General features: G+C 71.5%; 15 protein-coding genes. 12 read left to right on the top strand and 3 right to left on the bottom strand.

What is annotated here, in order from left to right; genetic code table 11:
* Window positions 1–96 precede the first annotated feature (96 nt).
* Together AC3A57_RS08760 and AC3A57_RS08755 are read left to right on the top strand one after the other, a co-directional pair.
* Window positions 97–1,230: a sensor histidine kinase gene (locus tag AC3A57_RS08760; RefSeq protein WP_487578562.1), complete on the top strand. Its 1,134-nt coding sequence runs from the start codon at window positions 97–99 to the stop codon at window positions 1,228–1,230.
* On the top strand, window positions 1,212–1,871 hold the full coding sequence (locus AC3A57_RS08755; RefSeq protein WP_487578561.1) for a response regulator: 660 nt from the start codon (window positions 1,212–1,214) through the stop codon (window positions 1,869–1,871). Before AC3A57_RS08760 ends, AC3A57_RS08755 begins: the two co-directional genes overlap by 19 nt.
* Here AC3A57_RS08755 and AC3A57_RS08750 read toward each other — a convergent pair.
* On the bottom strand, window positions 1,864–2,793 hold the full coding sequence (locus tag AC3A57_RS08750; RefSeq protein ID WP_487578560.1) for a LysR family transcriptional regulator: 930 nt from the start codon (window positions 2,791–2,793) through the stop codon (window positions 1,864–1,866). The two genes, AC3A57_RS08755 and AC3A57_RS08750, sit on opposite strands and share 8 nt — an antisense overlap.
* Before the next feature lie 139 nt (window positions 2,794–2,932).
* Here AC3A57_RS08750 and AC3A57_RS08745 point away from each other — a divergent pair, with 139 nt between their 5' ends.
* The gene (locus tag AC3A57_RS08745) at window positions 2,933–3,496 is read left to right on the top strand and encodes an ester cyclase (RefSeq protein ID WP_487578559.1); all 564 of its coding nucleotides are present in this window, start codon (window positions 2,933–2,935) and stop codon (window positions 3,494–3,496) included.
* A gap of 138 nt (window positions 3,497–3,634) precedes the next feature.
* Here the strand turns inward: AC3A57_RS08745 and AC3A57_RS08740 are convergent, their stop codons facing one another.
* Window positions 3,635–4,297, bottom strand: a complete 663-nt coding sequence (locus AC3A57_RS08740) for a hypothetical protein (protein WP_487578558.1) — start codon at window positions 4,295–4,297, stop codon at window positions 3,635–3,637.
* Window positions 4,298–4,534: 237 nt separating this feature from the next.
* Here AC3A57_RS08740 and AC3A57_RS08735 point away from each other — a divergent pair, with 237 nt between their 5' ends.
* The gene (locus tag AC3A57_RS08735) at window positions 4,535–5,626 is read left to right on the top strand and encodes a M35 family metalloendopeptidase (protein WP_487578557.1); all 1,092 of its coding nucleotides are present in this window, start codon (window positions 4,535–4,537) and stop codon (window positions 5,624–5,626) included.
* A 118-nt stretch (window positions 5,627–5,744) separates the two neighbouring features.
* On the opposite strand, the gene AC3A57_RS08730 is transcribed toward AC3A57_RS08735, so the two are convergent.
* Window positions 5,745–7,109 carry a S8 family serine peptidase gene (locus AC3A57_RS08730; RefSeq protein ID WP_487578556.1) on the bottom strand — a complete coding sequence of 455 codons (1,365 nt, stop codon included), beginning with the start codon at window positions 7,107–7,109 and terminating at the stop codon, window positions 5,745–5,747.
* Between the two features lie 189 nt (window positions 7,110–7,298).
* Here AC3A57_RS08730 and chrA point away from each other — a divergent pair, with 189 nt between their 5' ends.
* The 8 genes from chrA to AC3A57_RS08690 all read left to right on the top strand — a co-directional run bounded on the left by chrA (window position 7,299) and on the right by AC3A57_RS08690 (window position 17,321).
* Window positions 7,299–8,492, top strand: a complete 1,194-nt coding sequence (gene chrA / locus AC3A57_RS08725) for a chromate efflux transporter (RefSeq protein ID WP_487578555.1) — start codon at window positions 7,299–7,301, stop codon at window positions 8,490–8,492.
* Between the two features lie 406 nt (window positions 8,493–8,898).
* The gene (locus AC3A57_RS08720) at window positions 8,899–10,521 is read left to right on the top strand and encodes a methyl-accepting chemotaxis protein (protein ID WP_487578554.1); all 1,623 of its coding nucleotides are present in this window, start codon (window positions 8,899–8,901) and stop codon (window positions 10,519–10,521) included.
* Between the two features lie 40 nt (window positions 10,522–10,561).
* The gene (locus AC3A57_RS08715; protein WP_487578553.1) at window positions 10,562–11,029 is read left to right on the top strand and encodes a chemotaxis protein CheW; all 468 of its coding nucleotides are present in this window, start codon (window positions 10,562–10,564) and stop codon (window positions 11,027–11,029) included.
* Complete coding sequence (locus AC3A57_RS08710) at window positions 11,026–12,327, top strand: CheR family methyltransferase (RefSeq protein ID WP_487578552.1); 1,302 nt, start codon at window positions 11,026–11,028, stop codon at window positions 12,325–12,327. Before AC3A57_RS08715 ends, AC3A57_RS08710 begins: the two co-directional genes overlap by 4 nt.
* Entirely contained in the window at window positions 12,324–12,953 is a 630-nt protein-coding gene (locus AC3A57_RS08705; protein ID WP_487578551.1) for a chemotaxis protein CheW, read from the top strand. The genes AC3A57_RS08710 and AC3A57_RS08705 overlap by 4 nt, the downstream gene beginning before the upstream one ends.
* On the top strand, window positions 12,950–15,232 hold the full coding sequence (locus tag AC3A57_RS08700) for a hybrid sensor histidine kinase/response regulator (protein WP_487578550.1): 2,283 nt from the start codon (window positions 12,950–12,952) through the stop codon (window positions 15,230–15,232). Before AC3A57_RS08705 ends, AC3A57_RS08700 begins: the two co-directional genes overlap by 4 nt.
* 62 nt (window positions 15,233–15,294) lie before the next feature.
* The gene (gene cheB / locus AC3A57_RS08695; protein ID WP_487578549.1) at window positions 15,295–16,314 is read left to right on the top strand and encodes a chemotaxis-specific protein-glutamate methyltransferase CheB; all 1,020 of its coding nucleotides are present in this window, start codon (window positions 15,295–15,297) and stop codon (window positions 16,312–16,314) included.
* Entirely contained in the window at window positions 16,311–17,321 is a 1,011-nt protein-coding gene (locus AC3A57_RS08690) for a GGDEF domain-containing response regulator (protein ID WP_487578548.1), read from the top strand. Before cheB ends, AC3A57_RS08690 begins: the two co-directional genes overlap by 4 nt.
* The last annotated feature ends 28 nt before the right edge of the window (window positions 17,322–17,349 follow it).

The following is a 17,349-nucleotide window of genomic DNA, read 5'->3' as shown; positions in this document are numbered from 1 at the left end:
CCGGCAGAGCCCGGAAGTCAGCGCCGGCGGTGACGAAAGTCATCCATTCGCGCGCCTGGCTTGCCTTGCCCGGGCCGCGCCGGCCAAGCTGGCCGCATGCGCTCTCCGCCGCCCCTACGCTACCCCGCCGCGGTGCTGGCCGGCTTGCTGGCCTGGGCCGCGGTCGGCCTGGAGCTGTGGTCGGGCCCGGTGCAGGCCAGCGGCTTCGCCGCCGCCTGGCCGGTCCCGGCGCTGGCGCGCGGGCTGCATCTGCTGTTCGCGCCCGCGTTCGTCCTGTCCTGGCGCCTGCGCGAGCGGCGCGCGCGCCTGGCGGCCGCGTCCGGCCTGACCGTGCTGGCCTTGGGCCTGGTCGCGCTGTACCGCTACAACTCGGCCGCGGCGCTGCTGATCCTGCCGATGATCGAGTTCGCCGCCCTGCTCGGACCGCGCGCGTTGGCCGCGGCGTTCGCGCTGAGCAATGCCGCGCTGTTCGGCGTGGTCTGGCTGGCGCGCGAGATGGACGCGCCGTGGACCTACGTCGGCGTGCACGCTGCGCTGCAGGCCTTCGCCATCCTGTTGCTGCGCTCGGCACGCCGCACCGAGCGGGCGCACCAGGCCCTGGCGCAGTCGCACGCCGACTTGCTGGCCGCACGCGGCATGCTCGCCGAGGCCGCCCGCAGCGAAGAACGCTTGCGGTTGTCGCGCGAGCTGCACGACGTCGCCGGGCACAAGCTGACCGCGCTACGGTTGAACCTGAGCGCGCTGCAGTATCACCCCGGGCTCGACCGCGAACAGGCGCTGGCGCGCTGTTCGCAGCTCAGCGCCGAACTGCTCGAGGACCTGCGCGCGGTGGTTCAGCAACTGCGCCTGCACGACGGGCTGGACCTGGAGCCGTCGATGCGCGCGCTGGCCGGCGCGTTCCCGCAGCTGCGCCTGCACCTGCGGCTGGATCCGGACGCGCGCGCCCCCGGCCTGGACCAGGCCGAGGCGTTGTTGCGCGCATTCCAGGAGGGGCTGACCAACGCCGTGCGCCACGGCCAGGCGCAGACCCTGTGGGCCAGTCTGCAGCGCGACGGCCAGCGCTTGGCGCTGGAACTGCGCGACGACGGCCGCGGCGCGCCGGCCGGGCTGCTAGCCGGCAACGGCCTGACCGGAATGCGCGAGCGCCTGCTCGCAGTGGGCGGCGGACTGGACTTCGGCGCCGGCGACAACGGCGGTTTCCGCCTGCGCGGATGGGTACCGCTGTGCTGATCGAGCCGACGCCGCTGCGCCTGGCCTTGGCCGACGACCAGGCCCTGGTGCTGGGCGGACTCAAAGCCCTGCTCGGCGGCTTCGAGCGTTTTCGCATCGTGCTCGAGGCCGGCGACGGCGAGGCCTTGATCGCCGGGCTGCAGGAGCGGCCGGTGGACGTGGTCCTGTGCGACGTGCGCATGCCCCTGCTCGATGGCTACGGCGTGTGCGAGCGCCTGCGCGGCGTGCCCGGCGCGCCGCCGGTGATCCTGCTGACCACCTTCGACGAGGCCGGCGCGGCCCTGCGCGCGATAGCGGCCGGCGCGCGCGGATTCCTGCTCAAGGACGCATCGCCGCCGGAACTGATCGCGCTGATCGAAGAGGTCGCGCAGGGTCGGCGCGCGATCGCCCCGGTGTCGACCGATGCGGTGCGCGCGCGCTACGCCTATCGCGAAACCGCCCCGCCCAGCCACGGCCTCAACCGGCGCGAGGTCGACATCCTGCGCCTGCTCGCCGGCGGCTACAGCAACCGCGAGATCGGCCAGGCGATCCACGTCGCCGAGGGCACGGTCAAGAACTACCTGATCGAGATCTTCGACAAGCTCGGCACCCGAGACCGCACCCGCGCCGTGCTCAAGGCGATCACCCTCAAGATCATCTGAACCCCCGGTCCGCGGCCGCCGGCGCCGGCTCCCAGCGCCAGGCCGACCGCAGGCGCTCGCGCAGGTAGTCGACGAACAGCCGCACCCGCGGCGGCAAATGGCCGGCGTGCGCGTAGATCGCATGCAGCGGCGCGGCCGGGATCGAATGCCCCGGCAGCACCCGCCGCAAGCGCCCGGCGGCGAGGTCGTCGCCGACGTCCCAGATCGACTTCAGCGCGATGCCGGCGCCGGCCAGGGCCCAGGCGTGCACCGCGCCGCCGTCGTTGCTGACCAGGCTGCCGCGCACGCGCACGCTGAGCGGCGGCTCGCCGCCGAAGCGCCAGTCCGCGCGCGGCTGTTCGCCGATCAGCAGGCAGCGGTGCGCGGCCAGTTGCGCCGGCTCGCTCGGCTCGCCGTGCGCCTGCAGATACGCCGGCGCCGCGCACAGCACCCGGTAGTTGGGCGCGAGCGGCCGCGCGACCAGCGAGGAATCCTCGAGCCGGCCGAAACGGATCGCCAGGTCCAGGCCGTCGGCGACCAGATCGGCCAGGCCGTCGCCGAGGCTCAGTTGCACGTTCAACTGCGGATGCAGGCGCTGGAAGTCGGCCACAATCGGCGCGATCCAGCGCCGGCCCAGGTCGTTCGGCGCGGTGAGGCGCAGCAGGCCGTCGACGCTTTCGCGCCGGCGCGAGATCAGCGCCTCGGCCGCAGCGACCTCGGCCAGGATACGCACCACCTGCGCATGGAACAGCGCGCCCTCCTCGGTCAGCGTCTGACGGCGCGTGGTCCGTTGCAGCAGGCGCAGGCCGAGGTCTTCTTCGAGCTGGGCCAGGCGCTTGCTGACCACCGCCAGCGACAGGTCCAGCTCGCGCGCCGCGGCCGACAGACTGCCGGCCGCGACGATGCGGTCGAACGCGATCAGATTGGGCAGGTTGTCGATCACGCGCCGCGCGCTCCGGCCATGCTTCGCTGGCATTGTTCGCAGATCGGAAAGGATACCTCTGCGCCGCGCGCCTGTTTACGCGGCCGCGAACGGGCCAGCATGCCGTTCCCGCGCCCCAGGCGCTCGCCCGGCCTCGCCCATGACCGTCTCTACTCCGTTCCCGTTGCTACGCCCCGCATGCGCGTCCGCCCTCGCCGCCTTGCTGGCCGCGGCGCCCGCCGCATTCGCCGCTGCGCCGCCGCTGCTGCAACCGGCGCGGCTGATCGCCGCGGCGCCGGACGATGCGCGCAGCGCCGCGCGAGTGCTCGCCGCGCGCCGTTACGCCAGTTTCTGGAACAGCGGCGATCCTGACCTGGCGCGTGCGGCCCTGGCGCCGGATTTCGTCGACCGCACCCTGCCGCCCGGCCGCGCCCAAGGCCTGGCGGGCGCGTTGCGGGCATCGCGCACGATGCGCGCGGCGGTGCCCGACCTGCGCTGCGAAATCCAACAGATGATCGTGGCCGGCGACCGGGTGGTGGTGCACCTGCGCTTCCGCGGTCGTTTCGACGGCCGCTTCGGCACCGTGGAAGGTAGCGGCCAGACGGTCGATTTCATCGCCACCGACATCTACCGGATCGCCGCAGACCGGATCAACGAGAACTGGCACCTGGAGGACAACCTCGGCCTGATGCGCCAGCTCGGACTGCTCGCCCCCGCCGGCTGAGCGCTCGCCCGGCGTCGCCGCGCGGCGGCGGCAAGCCGTCCGCCTTGATCAGCGCCGTCGTTCCGCTCGAACGGGCCGGAAACGACGACAGCCGGCGCGAAGCCGGCTGTCGTTACCCGCTAAGCCAGCGGCCGCGGTTCAGTGCCCTTTGCCGTTGCCCTTGCCGTTGCCGTGCCCGCCGCCATGGCCCTTGCCATGCCCGCCTTTGTCCGGCTTGCCGTGGCCCTTGTCTTTGCCCTTGCCGTGGCCGTCGTAACCGCCGCGGTCGTAGTGGCCCCGATCGTGACCGCCCTTGCCCTTGTCCTTGCCTTTGCCCGGACCGTGCTGCGACCAGTCGACGTGCACCGACTGATGGACGGTGATCGGATAGCCCCAGCGATCGTAGGTGCCGACCGCGCCGCGCTTGAGCGCGTGGAAGGCCGGCGAGCCGGGCTTGATGCCCATGCGCTTGGCGACGTCGCCCCAGCCGCGGCCGGGATAGCGGTCGTACTCGCGGACGACGTTCAAGCACGGCACGCCAAGCGCGCGGGCGATGGCGCAGGCGTAGTAGACGTCGCCAGGCGCCCAGCCGCGACGGCCGAGCAACTCGTCGATCAGCGAGCGCGGCGCGCCGTAGTAGCCGGTCATTTCGTTGATGAAGGGATCGCGATAGCGATACCCGTAGTCGTTGATCTCGCCCAGCCGGGTATCGACCCACACGTCGCCGGTGCGGATGTTGTAGCCGATGGTCTGGGCCTGGACCCCGGCCGCCAGGCCGAGGCCGAGCAGCAGGACCGCTGCCGTCCGCTTGATGGTTCGCATCGCTTGCACCTCGTCGTTCGTGCGTGATGTTGCTGTGACGGTCATGGTTTTTCGCGCCCCCGGGCCGCGGACGGCATTGCCGCCGAGCGCAGTATGCGCATTCTGGCTTAATCGCGCCGGAGCGCGTTTGCCGCATCGCAGAATGCATTCGCGCACGCGCTCTGCTTAGGTGCGATCAGGTCCGCGCGACGGGCCTTTGCCGTTCATTATGTTCACTTACGTTCGGGGGGTTTCGGAATGAAAATCAGTCTCATGTCCGCGGTCGCGGGCAGCGTGGTGGTGGCCGGCGCGATCGCCTCGGCGACCGCGGCGCCGAAGTACGAAAAAGCCAATCCCTTGCGCATCGGCCTGATGGCCGTCGCCGATTCGTCCGGCCGCTTCGACGGCCTGGTCGAAGTGACCGTGACCAACGCCAGCCGCCACACCGTGCGCGTGCCGAAGTGGCAGCTGCCCTCCGCCCTGGCCGAGTCCAAGCTGTTCAACGTCAGCCGCGACGGCGTCGCGGTCGACTACCTCGGCCCGATGATCAAGCGCGGCCTGCCCCAGGCCGAGGACTTCGCGATCCTGCGCGCCGGCCAGACCCTGCGCAGCACGATCGACCTGTCGCAGGCCTACGACTTCTCCCAGCGCGGCCAGTACGTGGTCAACCTGGACTCGCCCCTGCAGTACGCCTCGCTGTCCGACGGCAGCCTGCTGCGCCAGGACAACGGCCTGCCGCTGGTCGCGCGCAGCGTGCCGCTGAGCCTGTGGAGCGCGGGCAAGGGCGGCGACGTCACCGCCCAAGGCAAGCCCGGCGGCGGCGGCACGGTGGTCGGCGGGGTGACCTACAAGAGCTGCGACGCGACCCAGATCGGCACCATCGGCAATGCGGTCGCCGCCGCGCGCGGCTATTCCGAAAACGCCAAGGGCTACCTGGCCGCCGGCACCGTCGGCCCGCGCTACGCCACCTGGTTCGGCGCCTACACCTCGGCGCGCTACGGCACCGCCAGCCAGCACTTCGTCGCGATCGACCAGGCCATGGACCAGAGCAACGGCCAGATCACCGTCAACTGCGGCTGCAACCAGCGTTACTACGCCTACGTGTATCCGAACCAGCCGTACGAGATCTTCGTCTGCAAGACCTTCTGGACCGCGCCGCTGACCGGCACCGATTCCAAGGCCGGCACCCTGATCCACGAGATGAGCCATTTCAACGCCGTCGCCGGCACCGACGACCACGTCTACGGCCAGGCCGGCGCCAAGAACCTGGCGATCAGCAACCCGGCCGACGCGCTCGACAACGCCGACAACCACGAGTACTTCGCCGAGAACACTCCGGCGCAGAACTGAGCCGGCGGCAAAGCAGTCGCGAAAAGAAGGCCCCGGGAAACCGGGGCCTTCCGCTTTTGCCGCCGCTGCGTCCGGCGGTATCGCCGCCCCCCCGCGGCGGGCGCCGGCGCCGCAGGGTTCAGAACCCGCTGGCGTTGAGCCGGCCGCCGCTGACGGTCTTGCCGCTCAGCGAGGGCGTGGCGATCGCCGCGCTCATCACCGCGCTCTTGATGTCGGCCGCGCTCGCGCCCGGGTGCGAGGAAGCGTACAGCGCCACCGCGCCGGTCACGTGCGGAGTCGCCATCGAGGTGCCGTTGTAGCTGGCGTAGCCGGGAATCACCTTGCCCTTGGACGAGACCGGCACGGTCGACCAGATGCCGTAGCCCGGCGCGCCGATGTCGATGGTGGTGGCGCCGTAGCTGTAGATCTGGGTGCCGTTGGAACGCAGCGCGGTCACCGCCAGCACGTTCGGGTTCGGGTACTCGGCCGGGTAGCAGTCGGAGGTGTCGCAATTGACCCCGGAGTTGCCGGCCGCGACCACGAACAGGATGCCGGCGCTGTTGGCGCGGCCGATCGCGTCCTGCAGCGCCTGCGAGAAGCCGCCGCCTCCCCAGGAGTTGTTGGTGGCGACGATGTTGAGGCCGTGGCGGCTCTTGAGGTCGTTGAAGTAGTCGATCGCGGTGATCGCGTCGGCGGTGCTGCCGCCGCGACGGCCGAGGAACTTGCCGCTGATCAGCTTGACCCCGCTCCAGCACACGCCGGCCACGCCCTGGCCGTTGCCGCCGGCGCCGGCGATGGTGCCGGCGACGTGGGTGCCGTGGTCGTCGCCCGCGCCGTCGAAGACTTCATTGTTGCCGCCTTCGAAGTCCCAGCCGTGGACGTCGTCGACATAGCCGTTGCCGTCGTTGTCGATGCCGTCGGCCGGGTCGTAGGGATTGGTCCAGGCGTTCGCCGCCAGGTCCGGATGCGAGTACATGTAGCCTTCGTCGATGACGCCGATCACCACGTTGCTGCAATCGGTGTGGCCGCCGGCCCAGGCCTGCGCGGCCTGCGAGCCGTAGGCGTTGGCCGGGCTGGTGCCCGAGCCGTACATGCCCCACAGCGAGCCGTTGCTGTAGTAGGTGTCGTTCGAGGTCGCCTGGTGCTGGTACTCCCAGTTCGGCTCGGCGTACTCCACGCTGGGGTTCTTGCTCAGTTCGTACACGGTCGCGGCGAGGTCGCGCCCGGGCGCCACCCGCCACAGCGCCAGTTCGCCGTTGCGCGCATTGCCGCCGCGCAGGGTCTTGAGCTTCTCCAGGCCGAACGCCTGGCGCGCGGCGCCCTGTTGGCTCGCACTGCTGCCGTCGCGGAACTTGACCAGCACTTCGCCGGCGCGATGCGCTTGTCCGGCCTTGAGCCCCGCCAACACCAGATCCGGCCGGCCGCCGGCGACCGCGGCCGAGGAAGCGCCCAGCGCGGTCAGCACCGCGCCGCACAACAAGGCGATACGAAACGAGGACGTCATGGCGAGTACCCTTTGAGTCGAACCGCGACCAGGAGCGGCCGCAGGGCAAATGTAATTTGCGCACTTTGTCACATTCATGCCGCACTGCAGCGAACACTAAATCCGCTGAACAGGACACCGAAACCGTGACCGCTGGCGCCGAACCGTTATCTGCCCCGCCCCTGCCGCCGCGTCCGGTTGCCGTCGCCCATGCTTGAGGTGTTCCGGGTGTTCCTGCGCCTGGGCCTGACCTCGTTCGGCGGGCCGATCGCCCACCTGGGGTATTTCCGCGACGAGTTCGTGCGCCGGCGCGGCTGGCTGGACGAGGCCGGTTTCGCCCAGTTGCTGGCGATCTGCCAGTTCCTCCCCGGCCCGGCCAGCAGCCAGCTCGGCTTCGCCATCGGCCTGCTGCGCGCCGGCTGGCGCGGCGCGCTGGCCGCCTTCGTCGGCTTCACCCTGCCCTCGGCTTCGCTGATGTTCGCGCTGGCGCTGTCGGCGCCGCACTGGATCGCCCATCCCACCGGCGCCGCCCTGGTGCACGGGCTGAAGCTGGTCGCAGTGGCGGTGGTCGCGCACGGCGTCTGGGGCATGGCGCGCAACCTGACCCCGGACTGGCGCCGGCGCCTGATCGCCCTGGCCAGCGCGCTGGCGATCGCGCTGATCGGAGGGGCCTGGGTGCAGTTGCTCGCCGTCGCCGCCGGCGGCGCGGCCGGGCTGGCCTGGTGCCGGGCGCCCGTCGCCGAATCGACGCCGGCCGCGCCGATGTTCGCGCCGGGCTATGGCCGCGGCGTCGCCCTGCTGTGCCTGACGCTGTTCGCCTTGGGTTTGGGCGCGGCTTTGCTGTGGTCCGGCGGAGCGGCATCGCTGGCGGGACTGGTTGCCGCCTGCTATCGCGCCGGCGCGCTGGTGTTCGGCGGCGGCCACGTCGTGCTGCCCTTGCTGGAACAACGTCTGGTCGCCAGCGGCTGGCTCGACCTGGACCGTTTCCTGCTCGGCTACGGCGCGGCGCAGGCGATGCCGGGGCCGATGTTCTCGCTCGCCGCCTACCTCGGCGCGGCCTTGCCGCTGGCGGCGCCGGCGCCGTGGCGCGCCCTGGCCGCGCTGCTGGCGCTGTTCCTGCCCGGCCTGCTGCTGATCGTCGCGGCGCTGCCTTGGTGGTCGGCATGGATGCGCCGCGCCTGGGCCGCGCGCGCCGTGGCCGGGATCAACGCGGCGGTGGTCGGCCTGCTCGCGGCGGCCCTGTACGACCCCATCGTCCGCCAGGGCATCGGCGATGTTCGCGACCTGGCCATCGTCGCGGTCGGCATCGCCTTGCTGGCGCGGACGCGGCTGCCGGCGCTGGCGACGATCGCCTGGTGCGTGCTGGCCGCTCTGGCGTCGGCCTGGCTATGGCCGCGGGTTTGAGCGCGCGCCGCGGCCGACGCCGCAGCGGCGCTGCGTTGGTATCGGCTAGGCCGGCCGAGGTTTGCCGGTCGGCGGCCGTCGCCTCGGGCGTGCGGTCGGGGCCCGATCCGGGACCGCGCTGGCGCCGCGTCGTCGTCCAGGCCGGGCGGCCGACGGACACAGGGGAGCGGATGGGATACACCGAAAGCGGCCGGCGCACGGTGCGAACTCGGTCACGTCCGGGCCTCCCCCGCTTGCCTCTATGCTCCGCTCGCCAAGCACTTCCGCAAGCCGCTGTCGCCAGCCGCCACTCGCAGTTCCCAACGCTTCGCCAACGCCGGAGCCCGCGCATGAGCGTGTCACGCCCCCCGCCCCGCGCCGTTGCCGCCGGGCTAGAGAAGTCGCGACAAATCCGACAGGATGGGCCATGAATAACATTTCGATTCGGCAACGCATCGTGCTCGGCTTCGCCCTCATCGTCGCCGCGATGCTGGTGATGGGCGGGATCGCCTTCCTCCGCTTGCAGCACATCCAGGAAGAAGAGAACCTGCTGCGCAAAGACTCGATTCCCGGGCTGTATGCCTCCGGGCAGATGGAGGCGGCCTGGCATTCGTACTACACCGCGGTGCATGGGCTGGCCGGGCTGCCGGCCGCCGAACTGCCCGCCGCCCAGGCCCGACTGGAACAACGTCGCGCCGCCTACGAGGCCACGGCCAAGCGTTACGAAGCGAGCATCGTCCTGGCCGACGACCGCGCCGCCTTCCAGACCTTGTCCGCCCTGACCGCGCCGCTGTTCGCCGAGCAGGCCGACCTGCTGCGCCAGGCCGGCAGCGGCGACACCGCAGCGCTGCAGAAGACCCTGCGCGAACGCATCGACCCGCTCTTCGACAAGGCCGAAACGGCGATCGGGCGGCTGATCGAACGCAACCACGAACGCGCGGTGGCCTCCGGCCAACGCATCGACAACGCGGTGCAGTCGGCCCGCTACGGCATGAGCATCGCCTTCGCGGTCGCCCTGCTGGTCGCAGTGCTGGCCGGGTTCTACCTGCTCAGGGCGATCACCGAACCGCTGCAGCGCCTGGCCGGCGCCGCCGAGGTGTTCGCCAAGGGCGACTTCAGCCAGCGCCTGAACTTCCGCCGCAACGACGAGTTCGGCACCCTCGCCCTGGGCTACAACAAGATGAGCGGCGAGCTGTCGGGCCTGGTCGGCCAGGTCCAGACCTCGAGCATCCAGGTCAATTCCTCGATCAACGAGATCACCGCGACCCTGCGCGAACAGCAGGCCACCGCGGCCCAGATCGCCGCCACCACCACCGAGATCGGCGCGACCTCGCGCGAGATCGCCGCGACCTCGAAGGAACTGGCGCGGACCATGGACTCGGTCGCGACCAGCGCCGAGCAGACCGCGACCCTGGCCGGCAACGGCCAGGACGGCCTGGCGCAGATGGAGGAGACCATGCGCCGGATGATCGAGGCGACCGCGGCGATCAGCGGCAAGCTGGCGGTGCTGGCCGAGAAGGCCAACAACATCGGCCAGGTGGTGACCACCATCACCAAGGTCGCCGACCAGACCAACCTGCTCTCGCTCAATGCCGCGATCGAGGCCGAGAAGGCCGGCGAATACGGCCGCGGCTTCTCGGTGGTGGCGGTGGAAATCCGCCGTCTGGCCGATCAGACCGCGATGGCGACCCTGGACATCGAGCAGATGGTGCGCGAAATCCAGTCGGCGGTCTCGGCCGGGGTGATGGGCATGGACAAGTTCTCCGAAGAGGTGCGCCGCGGCACCGGCGACGTGCAGCGGGTCGGCGAGCAGCTGACCCAGGTGATCGACCACGTGCAGACCATGGTGCCGCGCTTCGATGCCGCCAACGAAGGCGTGCAGGCGCAGGCCGCCGGCGCCGAACAGATCAACCTGGCCCTGAGCCAGCTCAGCGAAGCGGCGCAACAGACGGTCGACGCGCTGCGCCAGTCCAACCAGGCCATCGACGAACTGCACCAGGTCAGCGCCAGCCTGCGCGACGGGATTTCCAAGTTCAAGCTGCTGGCCTGAGCGAAGGCGCCGGCGGCGCGACCGACCCAGCGGAGAACGCGTGCTCTTTCTCGTCTTCCAGCTCGACCAGGACCGATACGCGATCGAAGCCCGGCGGGTGACTGCGGTGCTGCGGATGGTCGCGCCCAAAGCGATCCCGCAGACGCCGGCGGCGGTCGCCGGCGTGTTCGACTACGCCGGCGAACCGGTGCCGCTGATCGACCTCAGCCAGTTGGCCCTGGGCCGGCCGGCGCAGGCGCGGCTCAGCACCCGGGTGGTGCTGGTGCCCTATGCCGACGGCGCAGGCCGCGACCGCAACCTGGGCCTGATCGCCGAACACGTCATCGAGACCGTGCAGCGCGACCCGGCCGAGTTCGCGCCCAGCGGCGTCGACAGCGCCGGCGCGGCCTACCTCGGCCCGGTCGCGGCCGACGCGCACGGCCTGCTGCAGTGGATCCAGGTCGAACGCCTGTTGCCGGCGTCGCTGCGCGACCTGCTGTTCGCGGCGGTGGACCGCGAGAGCGCATGAAACTCGCCGGCTTCGAGCGCTGGTTGAAGGAAACCATGGGGCTGGACGCCAGCACCATCGGCCCGACCATCGTCGACCGCGCCCTGCGCGAACGCATGGCCGCGGTCGGCAGCGCCGACCTGGCCGGCTACTGGCAGGCGCTGCGCGCCTCGCCGCTGGAACAGCAGGAGCTGATCGAGGCGGTGGTGGTGCCGGAGACCTGGTTCTTCCGCGACCGCGAAGCCTTCGCCGCGCTGGCCCAGCGCTTCGGCCCCGGCGGCGCCGGCGAACGCGCGCCCGAACGCTTGCGCTTGCTCAGTCTGCCCTGCTCCACCGGCGAAGAGCCCTACACCATGGCCATGGCGATGCTCGACGCCGGCCTGTCCGGCGAGCGTCTGGCGATCGACGCGTTCGACATCAGCGAACGCGCGCTGGCCAAGGCGCGCCGCGCGATCTACGGCAACAACTCGTTCCGCGGCAACGACCTGCGGTACCGCGAACGCCACTTCAGCCCGGTGCCGGGCGGCTGGCAGCTCGGCGCGGCGGCGCGCCAGCGGGTCGACTTCCGGCAAGGCAACGTGCTCGACATCGGCTTCCTGCCCGGCGAGGCGGTGTACGACGCGGTGTTCTGCCGCAATCTGTTGATCTATTTCGACCCGCCGACCCAAGCCCGCACCGTCGCCGTGCTCGACCGCCTGCTGCGGCCGGACGGGCTGATGTTCGTCGGCCCGGCCGAAACCGGGCTGATGCTGTCGCTGGGCTTCGTCTCGGCGCAATTACCGATGGCGTTCGCGTTCCGCAAGCCCGGCGCGACCGATGCCACGACGGCCGGGGCGGCCGCCGCGCCGGCGCCGGCGCGCACGGCCAAGCCCGCGACGGCCACACCCGCTTCGGGCAAGCGCGCCGGCCCGCCCGCCGCGGCCGGACCGGCGACCGCCGCGCCGCGTCCGCGCGCTGCGCCGCGGCCGACCGCCGCGGCACCGGCCGCGGACGCATCGCCGTTGCAGACCGCCCAACGCGCCGCCGACGACGGCCGCTTCGACGAAGCGATCGCGATCTGCCAGGCGCAGTTGCGCGAACACGGGCCCTCGGTCGAGCCTCTGTACCTGCTCGGCCTGGTGTACGGCGCGATCGGCCAGGCCACCCGCGCCGAGGACAGCTTCCGCAAGGCGCTCTACCTCGACCCCGCCCATGAGGAAACCCTGATGCATCTGGCCCTGCTGCTCGACGCCAAGGGCGATGCCGCCGGCGCGCGCGTGCTGCGCAGCCGCGCCCAGCGCCACCGCAAGCACGAACCGCGTAGCGGAGACCGCGCATGAACCCGGGCGACGAACGCGGCGCCATCGGCTCGGCGGTCGCGCGCCTGCTCGAGCGCGCACCGCAGGCGCAAGACCTGCGCGAAGCCACCGCCGAGGCCGCGGCGCGCCATGCCGGCCAGGCCCTGCTCAGCGGCTCGGCCTTCCTGTTCCGGCTCGGCGGCGAATGGCTGGGGCTGGACAGCGCGGTGGTCGACGAGGTGATCGAGCCGCGCAGCGTGCACAGTCTGCCGCACCGCCGCGACGGCCTGGTGCGCGGACTGGTCAACGTGCGCGGCCGACTGACCGTATGCGTGGCCCTGGAATCGTTGTTCCAGCTCGACGCGGCGCGCGCGCAGGCGCAGGCGCGCCGGCGCCTGGTGGTATTGGCCCAGCACGACCAGCGCCTGGCCTTCGAGGCCGACGAAGTGCACGGCTCGCACCGCTACGATCCGGCCGAATGCCTGCCGGTGCCGTCGACGGTGGCCCATTCGACCTCGCGTTTCAGCACCGGCGTGCTCCAATGGAGCGTGCCGCAGCGCGACGGCGGCGCCCACGCCGCGGCGGCCGCGGCCGGACCGGCCTCGCGCAGCGTCGGCCTGCTCGACGCCGAACTGATTTTGAGCAGCATCAACCGGCGGCTGGGATGAGTAACGGCAATCTCCAGGACTACTCCCTGCACGACCTGTTCCGCCTCGAGGTGGAGGGGCAAAGCCAGCTGCTGACCGACGGCCTGCTGCTGCTCGAACGCCAGCCGACCTCGGCCGCCGAGCTGGAGTCGTGCATGCGCGCGGCGCATTCGCTCAAGGGCGCGGCGCGGATCGTCGGCCTGTCGGCGGCGGTGGCGGTGGCGCACGCGATGGAGGATTGCCTGGTCGAGGCCCAGCACGGCCGCATCGTCCTCGACCAGGACACCATCGACGCCCTGCTCGGCGGCGTCGACCTGCTGGTGCGGATCGCCTCGACCCCGGCGGCCGAGGCCGGGCCGTGGATGCAGGACGAGGCGCCCGAGGCGCTGCGTTTCCGCGACGCTCTCGCCGCTGCCCTGGCGGGAGAACGCACCGCGTCGAACGCCGCAGGCGACGCGCCCGGGCCAGTCCAGGCGGCAACGCAGGCGCCCGTAGCGGCCGCGCCGACGGCAACGGCGCCGGCCGAGCCGTCGGCCGCCGAGGCCGAGGCCGAAGAACGCGTGCTGCGCATCGACGCGCGCAATCTCAACCGCTTGCTCGGCCTGGCCGGCGAATCGCTGGTGGTGTCGCGCTGGCTGGATCCGTTCCTGCGCTCGCTCAATCGGCTCAAGCAACTGCAGCAGGCCGGCGCGCAGGCGCTGGACCGGCTGGCCGAAGCCACGCCGGCGCTGGCCCAGGAGCAGAGCGCCGCGGCCTTGCTGCTGCAGGCGCGCACCTCGCTCAGCGAAGCCCAGCACCTGCTCGGCGAGCGCAGCTACCAGCTCGACCTGTTCGAACGCCGCTTCGCCAGCGTCGCCCATCGCCTGTACGACGAAGCCCTGGCCAGCCACATGCGGCCCTTCGCCGACGGCACCCGCGGCCTCAACCGGATGGTCCGCGACATCGCCCGCGAACTCGGCAAACAGGCGCAGTTGGAGATCGCCGGCGCCAAGACCCAGGTCGACCGCGACGTGCTGGCCAGGCTGGAGGCGCCGCTCGGCCATCTGCTGCGCAACGCCGTCGACCACGGCATCGAAACGCCGGCCGAACGCCTCGCCGCCGGCAAGCCGGTCGAAGGCCGGATCCGCCTGGAAGCGCATCATGTCGCCGGGCTGCTGGAGATCGTGGTCGAGGACGACGGGCGCGGGATCGAGGTGGACCGGGTGCGCGAGCTGGTGATCGAGCGCGGCCTGTCCGACCCGGCCACCGCGCAACGGCTCAGCGAAGCCGAACTGCTGGAGTTCCTGTTCCTGCCCGGCTTCACTCTCAAGCGCACCGTGACCGAAATTTCCGGGCGCGGCGTCGGCCTGGACGCGGTGCAGAACATGGTCAAGCAGTTGCGCGGCAGCGTGCGCCTGAGCGTTCGCCCCGAGCAGGGCCTGCGCTTCCAGTTACACCTGCCGCTGACCACCTCGGTGCTGCGCGCGCTGGTGGTCGAGATCGGCGGCGAACCCTACGCCTTCCCGCTGGCGCAGATCGCCCGCACCGCGATCGTCGCGCGCCACGACCTGCAATGGCTGGAAGGGCGCCAGCATTTCGCCCTCGACGGGCGCCGGATCGGCCTGGTGGCTGCGCAGCAGTTGCTCGGCGGCGAAGCCAAATCGGCGCCCGAGCAACTGCAGGTGGTGGTGCTCGGCGACCGCGGCCGCGTGCACGAGTACGGCCTGGCCGTGGACCGCTTCGTCGGCGTCAGCGAACTGGTGGTGCAGCCGCTGGATCCGCGCCTGGGCAAGGTCAAGGACATCGACGCCGGCGCCCTGCTCGACGACGGCACGCCGGTGCTGATCGTCGACGTCGAGGACCTGCTGCGCTCGATCGAACGCCTGGTCTCGACCGGCCACCTGGCCCAGGTGCGTTACGACGACGGCGCCCAGGCCGCGACCCGCAAGCGGGTGCTGGTGGTCGACGACTCGCTGACCGTGCGCGAATTGGAGCGCAAGCTGATCGAAAGCGGCGGTTATGCGGTGGAAGTGGCGGTGGACGGCATGGACGGCTGGAACGCGGTGCGCTCCGGCCATTTCGACCTGGTGGTGACCGACATCGACATGCCGCGCATGGACGGCATCGAGCTGGTCTCGCTGATCAAGAAAGACGCCCGCTTGCGCACCACCCCGGTGATGATCGTGTCCTACAAGGACCGCGAAGAGGACCGCCGCCGCGGCCTGGACTCCGGCGCCGATTTCTATCTGACCAAGGGCGGTTTCCACGAGGAAGCGCTGTTGCAGGCGGTGATCGACCTGATCGGCGAGGCCTCGGCATGAGCGCGGCGCGACAACGCAACCGGGCAATCGCACAATGAGGACTGGGCCATGAGCGCATCGGCATGAGAATCGGCATCGTCAACGACCTCGCACTCGCGGTCGAGGCGCTGCGCCGCGCGCTGAGCCAGCGCTCGGACCACACCGTGGTATGGACCGCGCGCAGCGGCGAGGACGCGGTGGTGCAGTGCGCGCGCAACACCCCCGACCTGGTGCTGATGGACCTGGTCATGCCCGGCATGGGCGGGGTCGAGGCGACCCGCCAGATCATGGCGCGCAGCCCTTGCGCGATCCTGGTGGTCACCGCCAGCGTCGGCGGCAACGCGCCGCTGGTGTTCGAGGCCATGGGCCACGGCGCGCTCGATGCCACCGACGTGCCCGCGCTCGGCAGCGACGCGCCGGGCGCGGCCGACGGCCTGCTGGCCAAGATCGACCTGATCGGCCGCCTGATCGGCGACCGGCCGGCGCGCGCGCCGCGCATGCCGACCCGCCGCGCCGGCAACGGCGAGCGCCTGATCGCGATCGGCGCCTCCGCCGGCGGCCCGGCCGCGGTGGCCGAGGTGCTCGGCGGCCTGCCGGCGGGATTCCCGGCCGCGGTCGCCGTGGTCCAGCACATCGACGAGAAATTCGCCGGCAGCATGGCCGAGTGGCTGAACCGTTACTCGCCCAACCCGGTGCGGTTGGCCCGCCCCGGCGACGGCCTGGTCGCCGGCGAGGTGTTGCTGGCCGCGACCAACGAGCACTTGGTGCTGACCCCGGAGGGCGTGCTCGACTATACGGCCGAGCCGAAAGAGCAGCCTTATCGGCCGTCGGTCGACGTATTCTTCGGCAGCATCGCCGAGCGCTGGCCGGGCCCGATCGCCGGCGTGCTGCTCAGCGGCATGGGCCGCGACGGCGCCAGCGGCCTGCTCGGCCTGCGCCGCAAAGGCCATCCCACCATCGCCCAGGACCGCGCCACCAGCGCGGTCTACGGCATGCCCAAGGCCGCCGCCGAACTCGGCGCCGCGGTCGACGTGTTGCCCCTGGACCGGATCGCGGCGCGGCTGCGGGTCCTGTTCGGGGATCTACGGAGCGCATCGCAATGAACGCCACCGCCGACCCGGCTTCCGCCGATCTGCGCCCCGGCCGCATCGTCGTGCTGCTGGTCGACGACCAGCCGATCATCGGCGAGGCGGTACGGCGCGCGGTCGCCAGCGCCGCCGACATCGAATACCACTACTGCGCCCAGGCCGGCGAAGCGGTCGCCGTCGCCGAGGCGCTGCGGCCGACGGTGATCATGCAGGACCTGGTCATGCCCGGGATCGACGGCATGAGCCTGGTGCCGCTGTATCGCAACAGCCCGATCCTGCGCGACGTGCCGATCGTGGTGCTGTCGAGCAAGGAAGACGCGGCGGTCAAGAGCCAGGCCTTCGCCACCGGCGCGGCCGATTACCTGGTCAAGCTGCCCGACCCGATCGAGCTGATCGCGCGCATCCGCCACCATTCGCGCGCCTACCTCAACCAGGTCGAGCGCGACGCCGCTTATCGCGCGCTGAGCGAGAACCAGCAGAAGCTGATGGAAATGAACGAGGTGCTGCGCCGGCTCAGCGAGGTCGACGGCCTCACCGGGCTCAACAACCGCCGCTACCTGGACTCCTTCCTCGATCACGAATGGCCGCGAGCCGCGCGCGAGCGCAGCGCGTTCTCGGTGCTGATGATCGACGTCGACTACTTCAAGTTCTACAACGACACCTACGGCCACCTGGCCGGCGACGAGGTGCTGAAAGCGGTCGCCGGCGTGGTCCGCGGCTGCGCGCGGCGCCCGGCCGACGTCGCCGCGCGCTACGGCGGCGAAGAGTTCGCCCTGGTCCTGCCGGCCACCGACCTGGAGGGCGCGCGCATCGTCTCCGAGCAGATCTGCACCGAAGTGCACGCGCTGGAGATTCCCAACGAACGCGCCGCCGGCGGCCGGGTCACGGTCAGCGTCGGCGGCGCCACCGCGATGCCGGCGCCGGGCACGTCCTACAAGCCCTTGCTGGAAGTCGCCGACGCCGCGCTGTACGAGGCCAAGCGCGCCGGCAAGAACCGCGCGATGCACCGCCAGCACGGCTGAGCGCGCGCTACGGGAAACTCGGCGAAAG

The sequence above is a fragment of the Lysobacter sp. Soil_C_15 genome, assembly GCF_057657315.1.
This window is presented reverse-complemented; position numbering and strand designations above follow the sequence as displayed.

Coding starts and splice junctions, on each gene's coding strand:
- cheB (WP_487578549.1), top strand. CDS start 15,295: ATGAGAATCGGCATCGTCAACGACCTCGCACTCGCGGTCGAGGCGCTG.
- AC3A57_RS08745 (WP_487578559.1), top strand. CDS start 2,933: ATGACCGTCTCTACTCCGTTCCCGTTGCTACGCCCCGCATGCGCGTCC.
- AC3A57_RS08755 (WP_487578561.1), top strand. CDS start 1,212: ATGGGTACCGCTGTGCTGATCGAGCCGACGCCGCTGCGCCTGGCCTTG.
- AC3A57_RS08740 (WP_487578558.1), bottom strand. CDS start 4,297: ATGCGAACCATCAAGCGGACGGCAGCGGTCCTGCTGCTCGGCCTCGGC.
- chrA (WP_487578555.1), top strand. CDS start 7,299: ATGCTTGAGGTGTTCCGGGTGTTCCTGCGCCTGGGCCTGACCTCGTTC.
- AC3A57_RS08690 (WP_487578548.1), top strand. CDS start 16,311: ATGAACGCCACCGCCGACCCGGCTTCCGCCGATCTGCGCCCCGGCCGC.
- AC3A57_RS08730 (WP_487578556.1), bottom strand. CDS start 7,109: ATGACGTCCTCGTTTCGTATCGCCTTGTTGTGCGGCGCGGTGCTGACC.
- AC3A57_RS08720 (WP_487578554.1), top strand. CDS start 8,899: ATGAATAACATTTCGATTCGGCAACGCATCGTGCTCGGCTTCGCCCTC.
- AC3A57_RS08700 (WP_487578550.1), top strand. CDS start 12,950: ATGAGTAACGGCAATCTCCAGGACTACTCCCTGCACGACCTGTTCCGC.
- AC3A57_RS08760 (WP_487578562.1), top strand. CDS start 97: ATGCGCTCTCCGCCGCCCCTACGCTACCCCGCCGCGGTGCTGGCCGGC.
- AC3A57_RS08705 (WP_487578551.1), top strand. CDS start 12,324: ATGAACCCGGGCGACGAACGCGGCGCCATCGGCTCGGCGGTCGCGCGC.
- AC3A57_RS08735 (WP_487578557.1), top strand. CDS start 4,535: ATGAAAATCAGTCTCATGTCCGCGGTCGCGGGCAGCGTGGTGGTGGCC.
- AC3A57_RS08710 (WP_487578552.1), top strand. CDS start 11,026: ATGAAACTCGCCGGCTTCGAGCGCTGGTTGAAGGAAACCATGGGGCTG.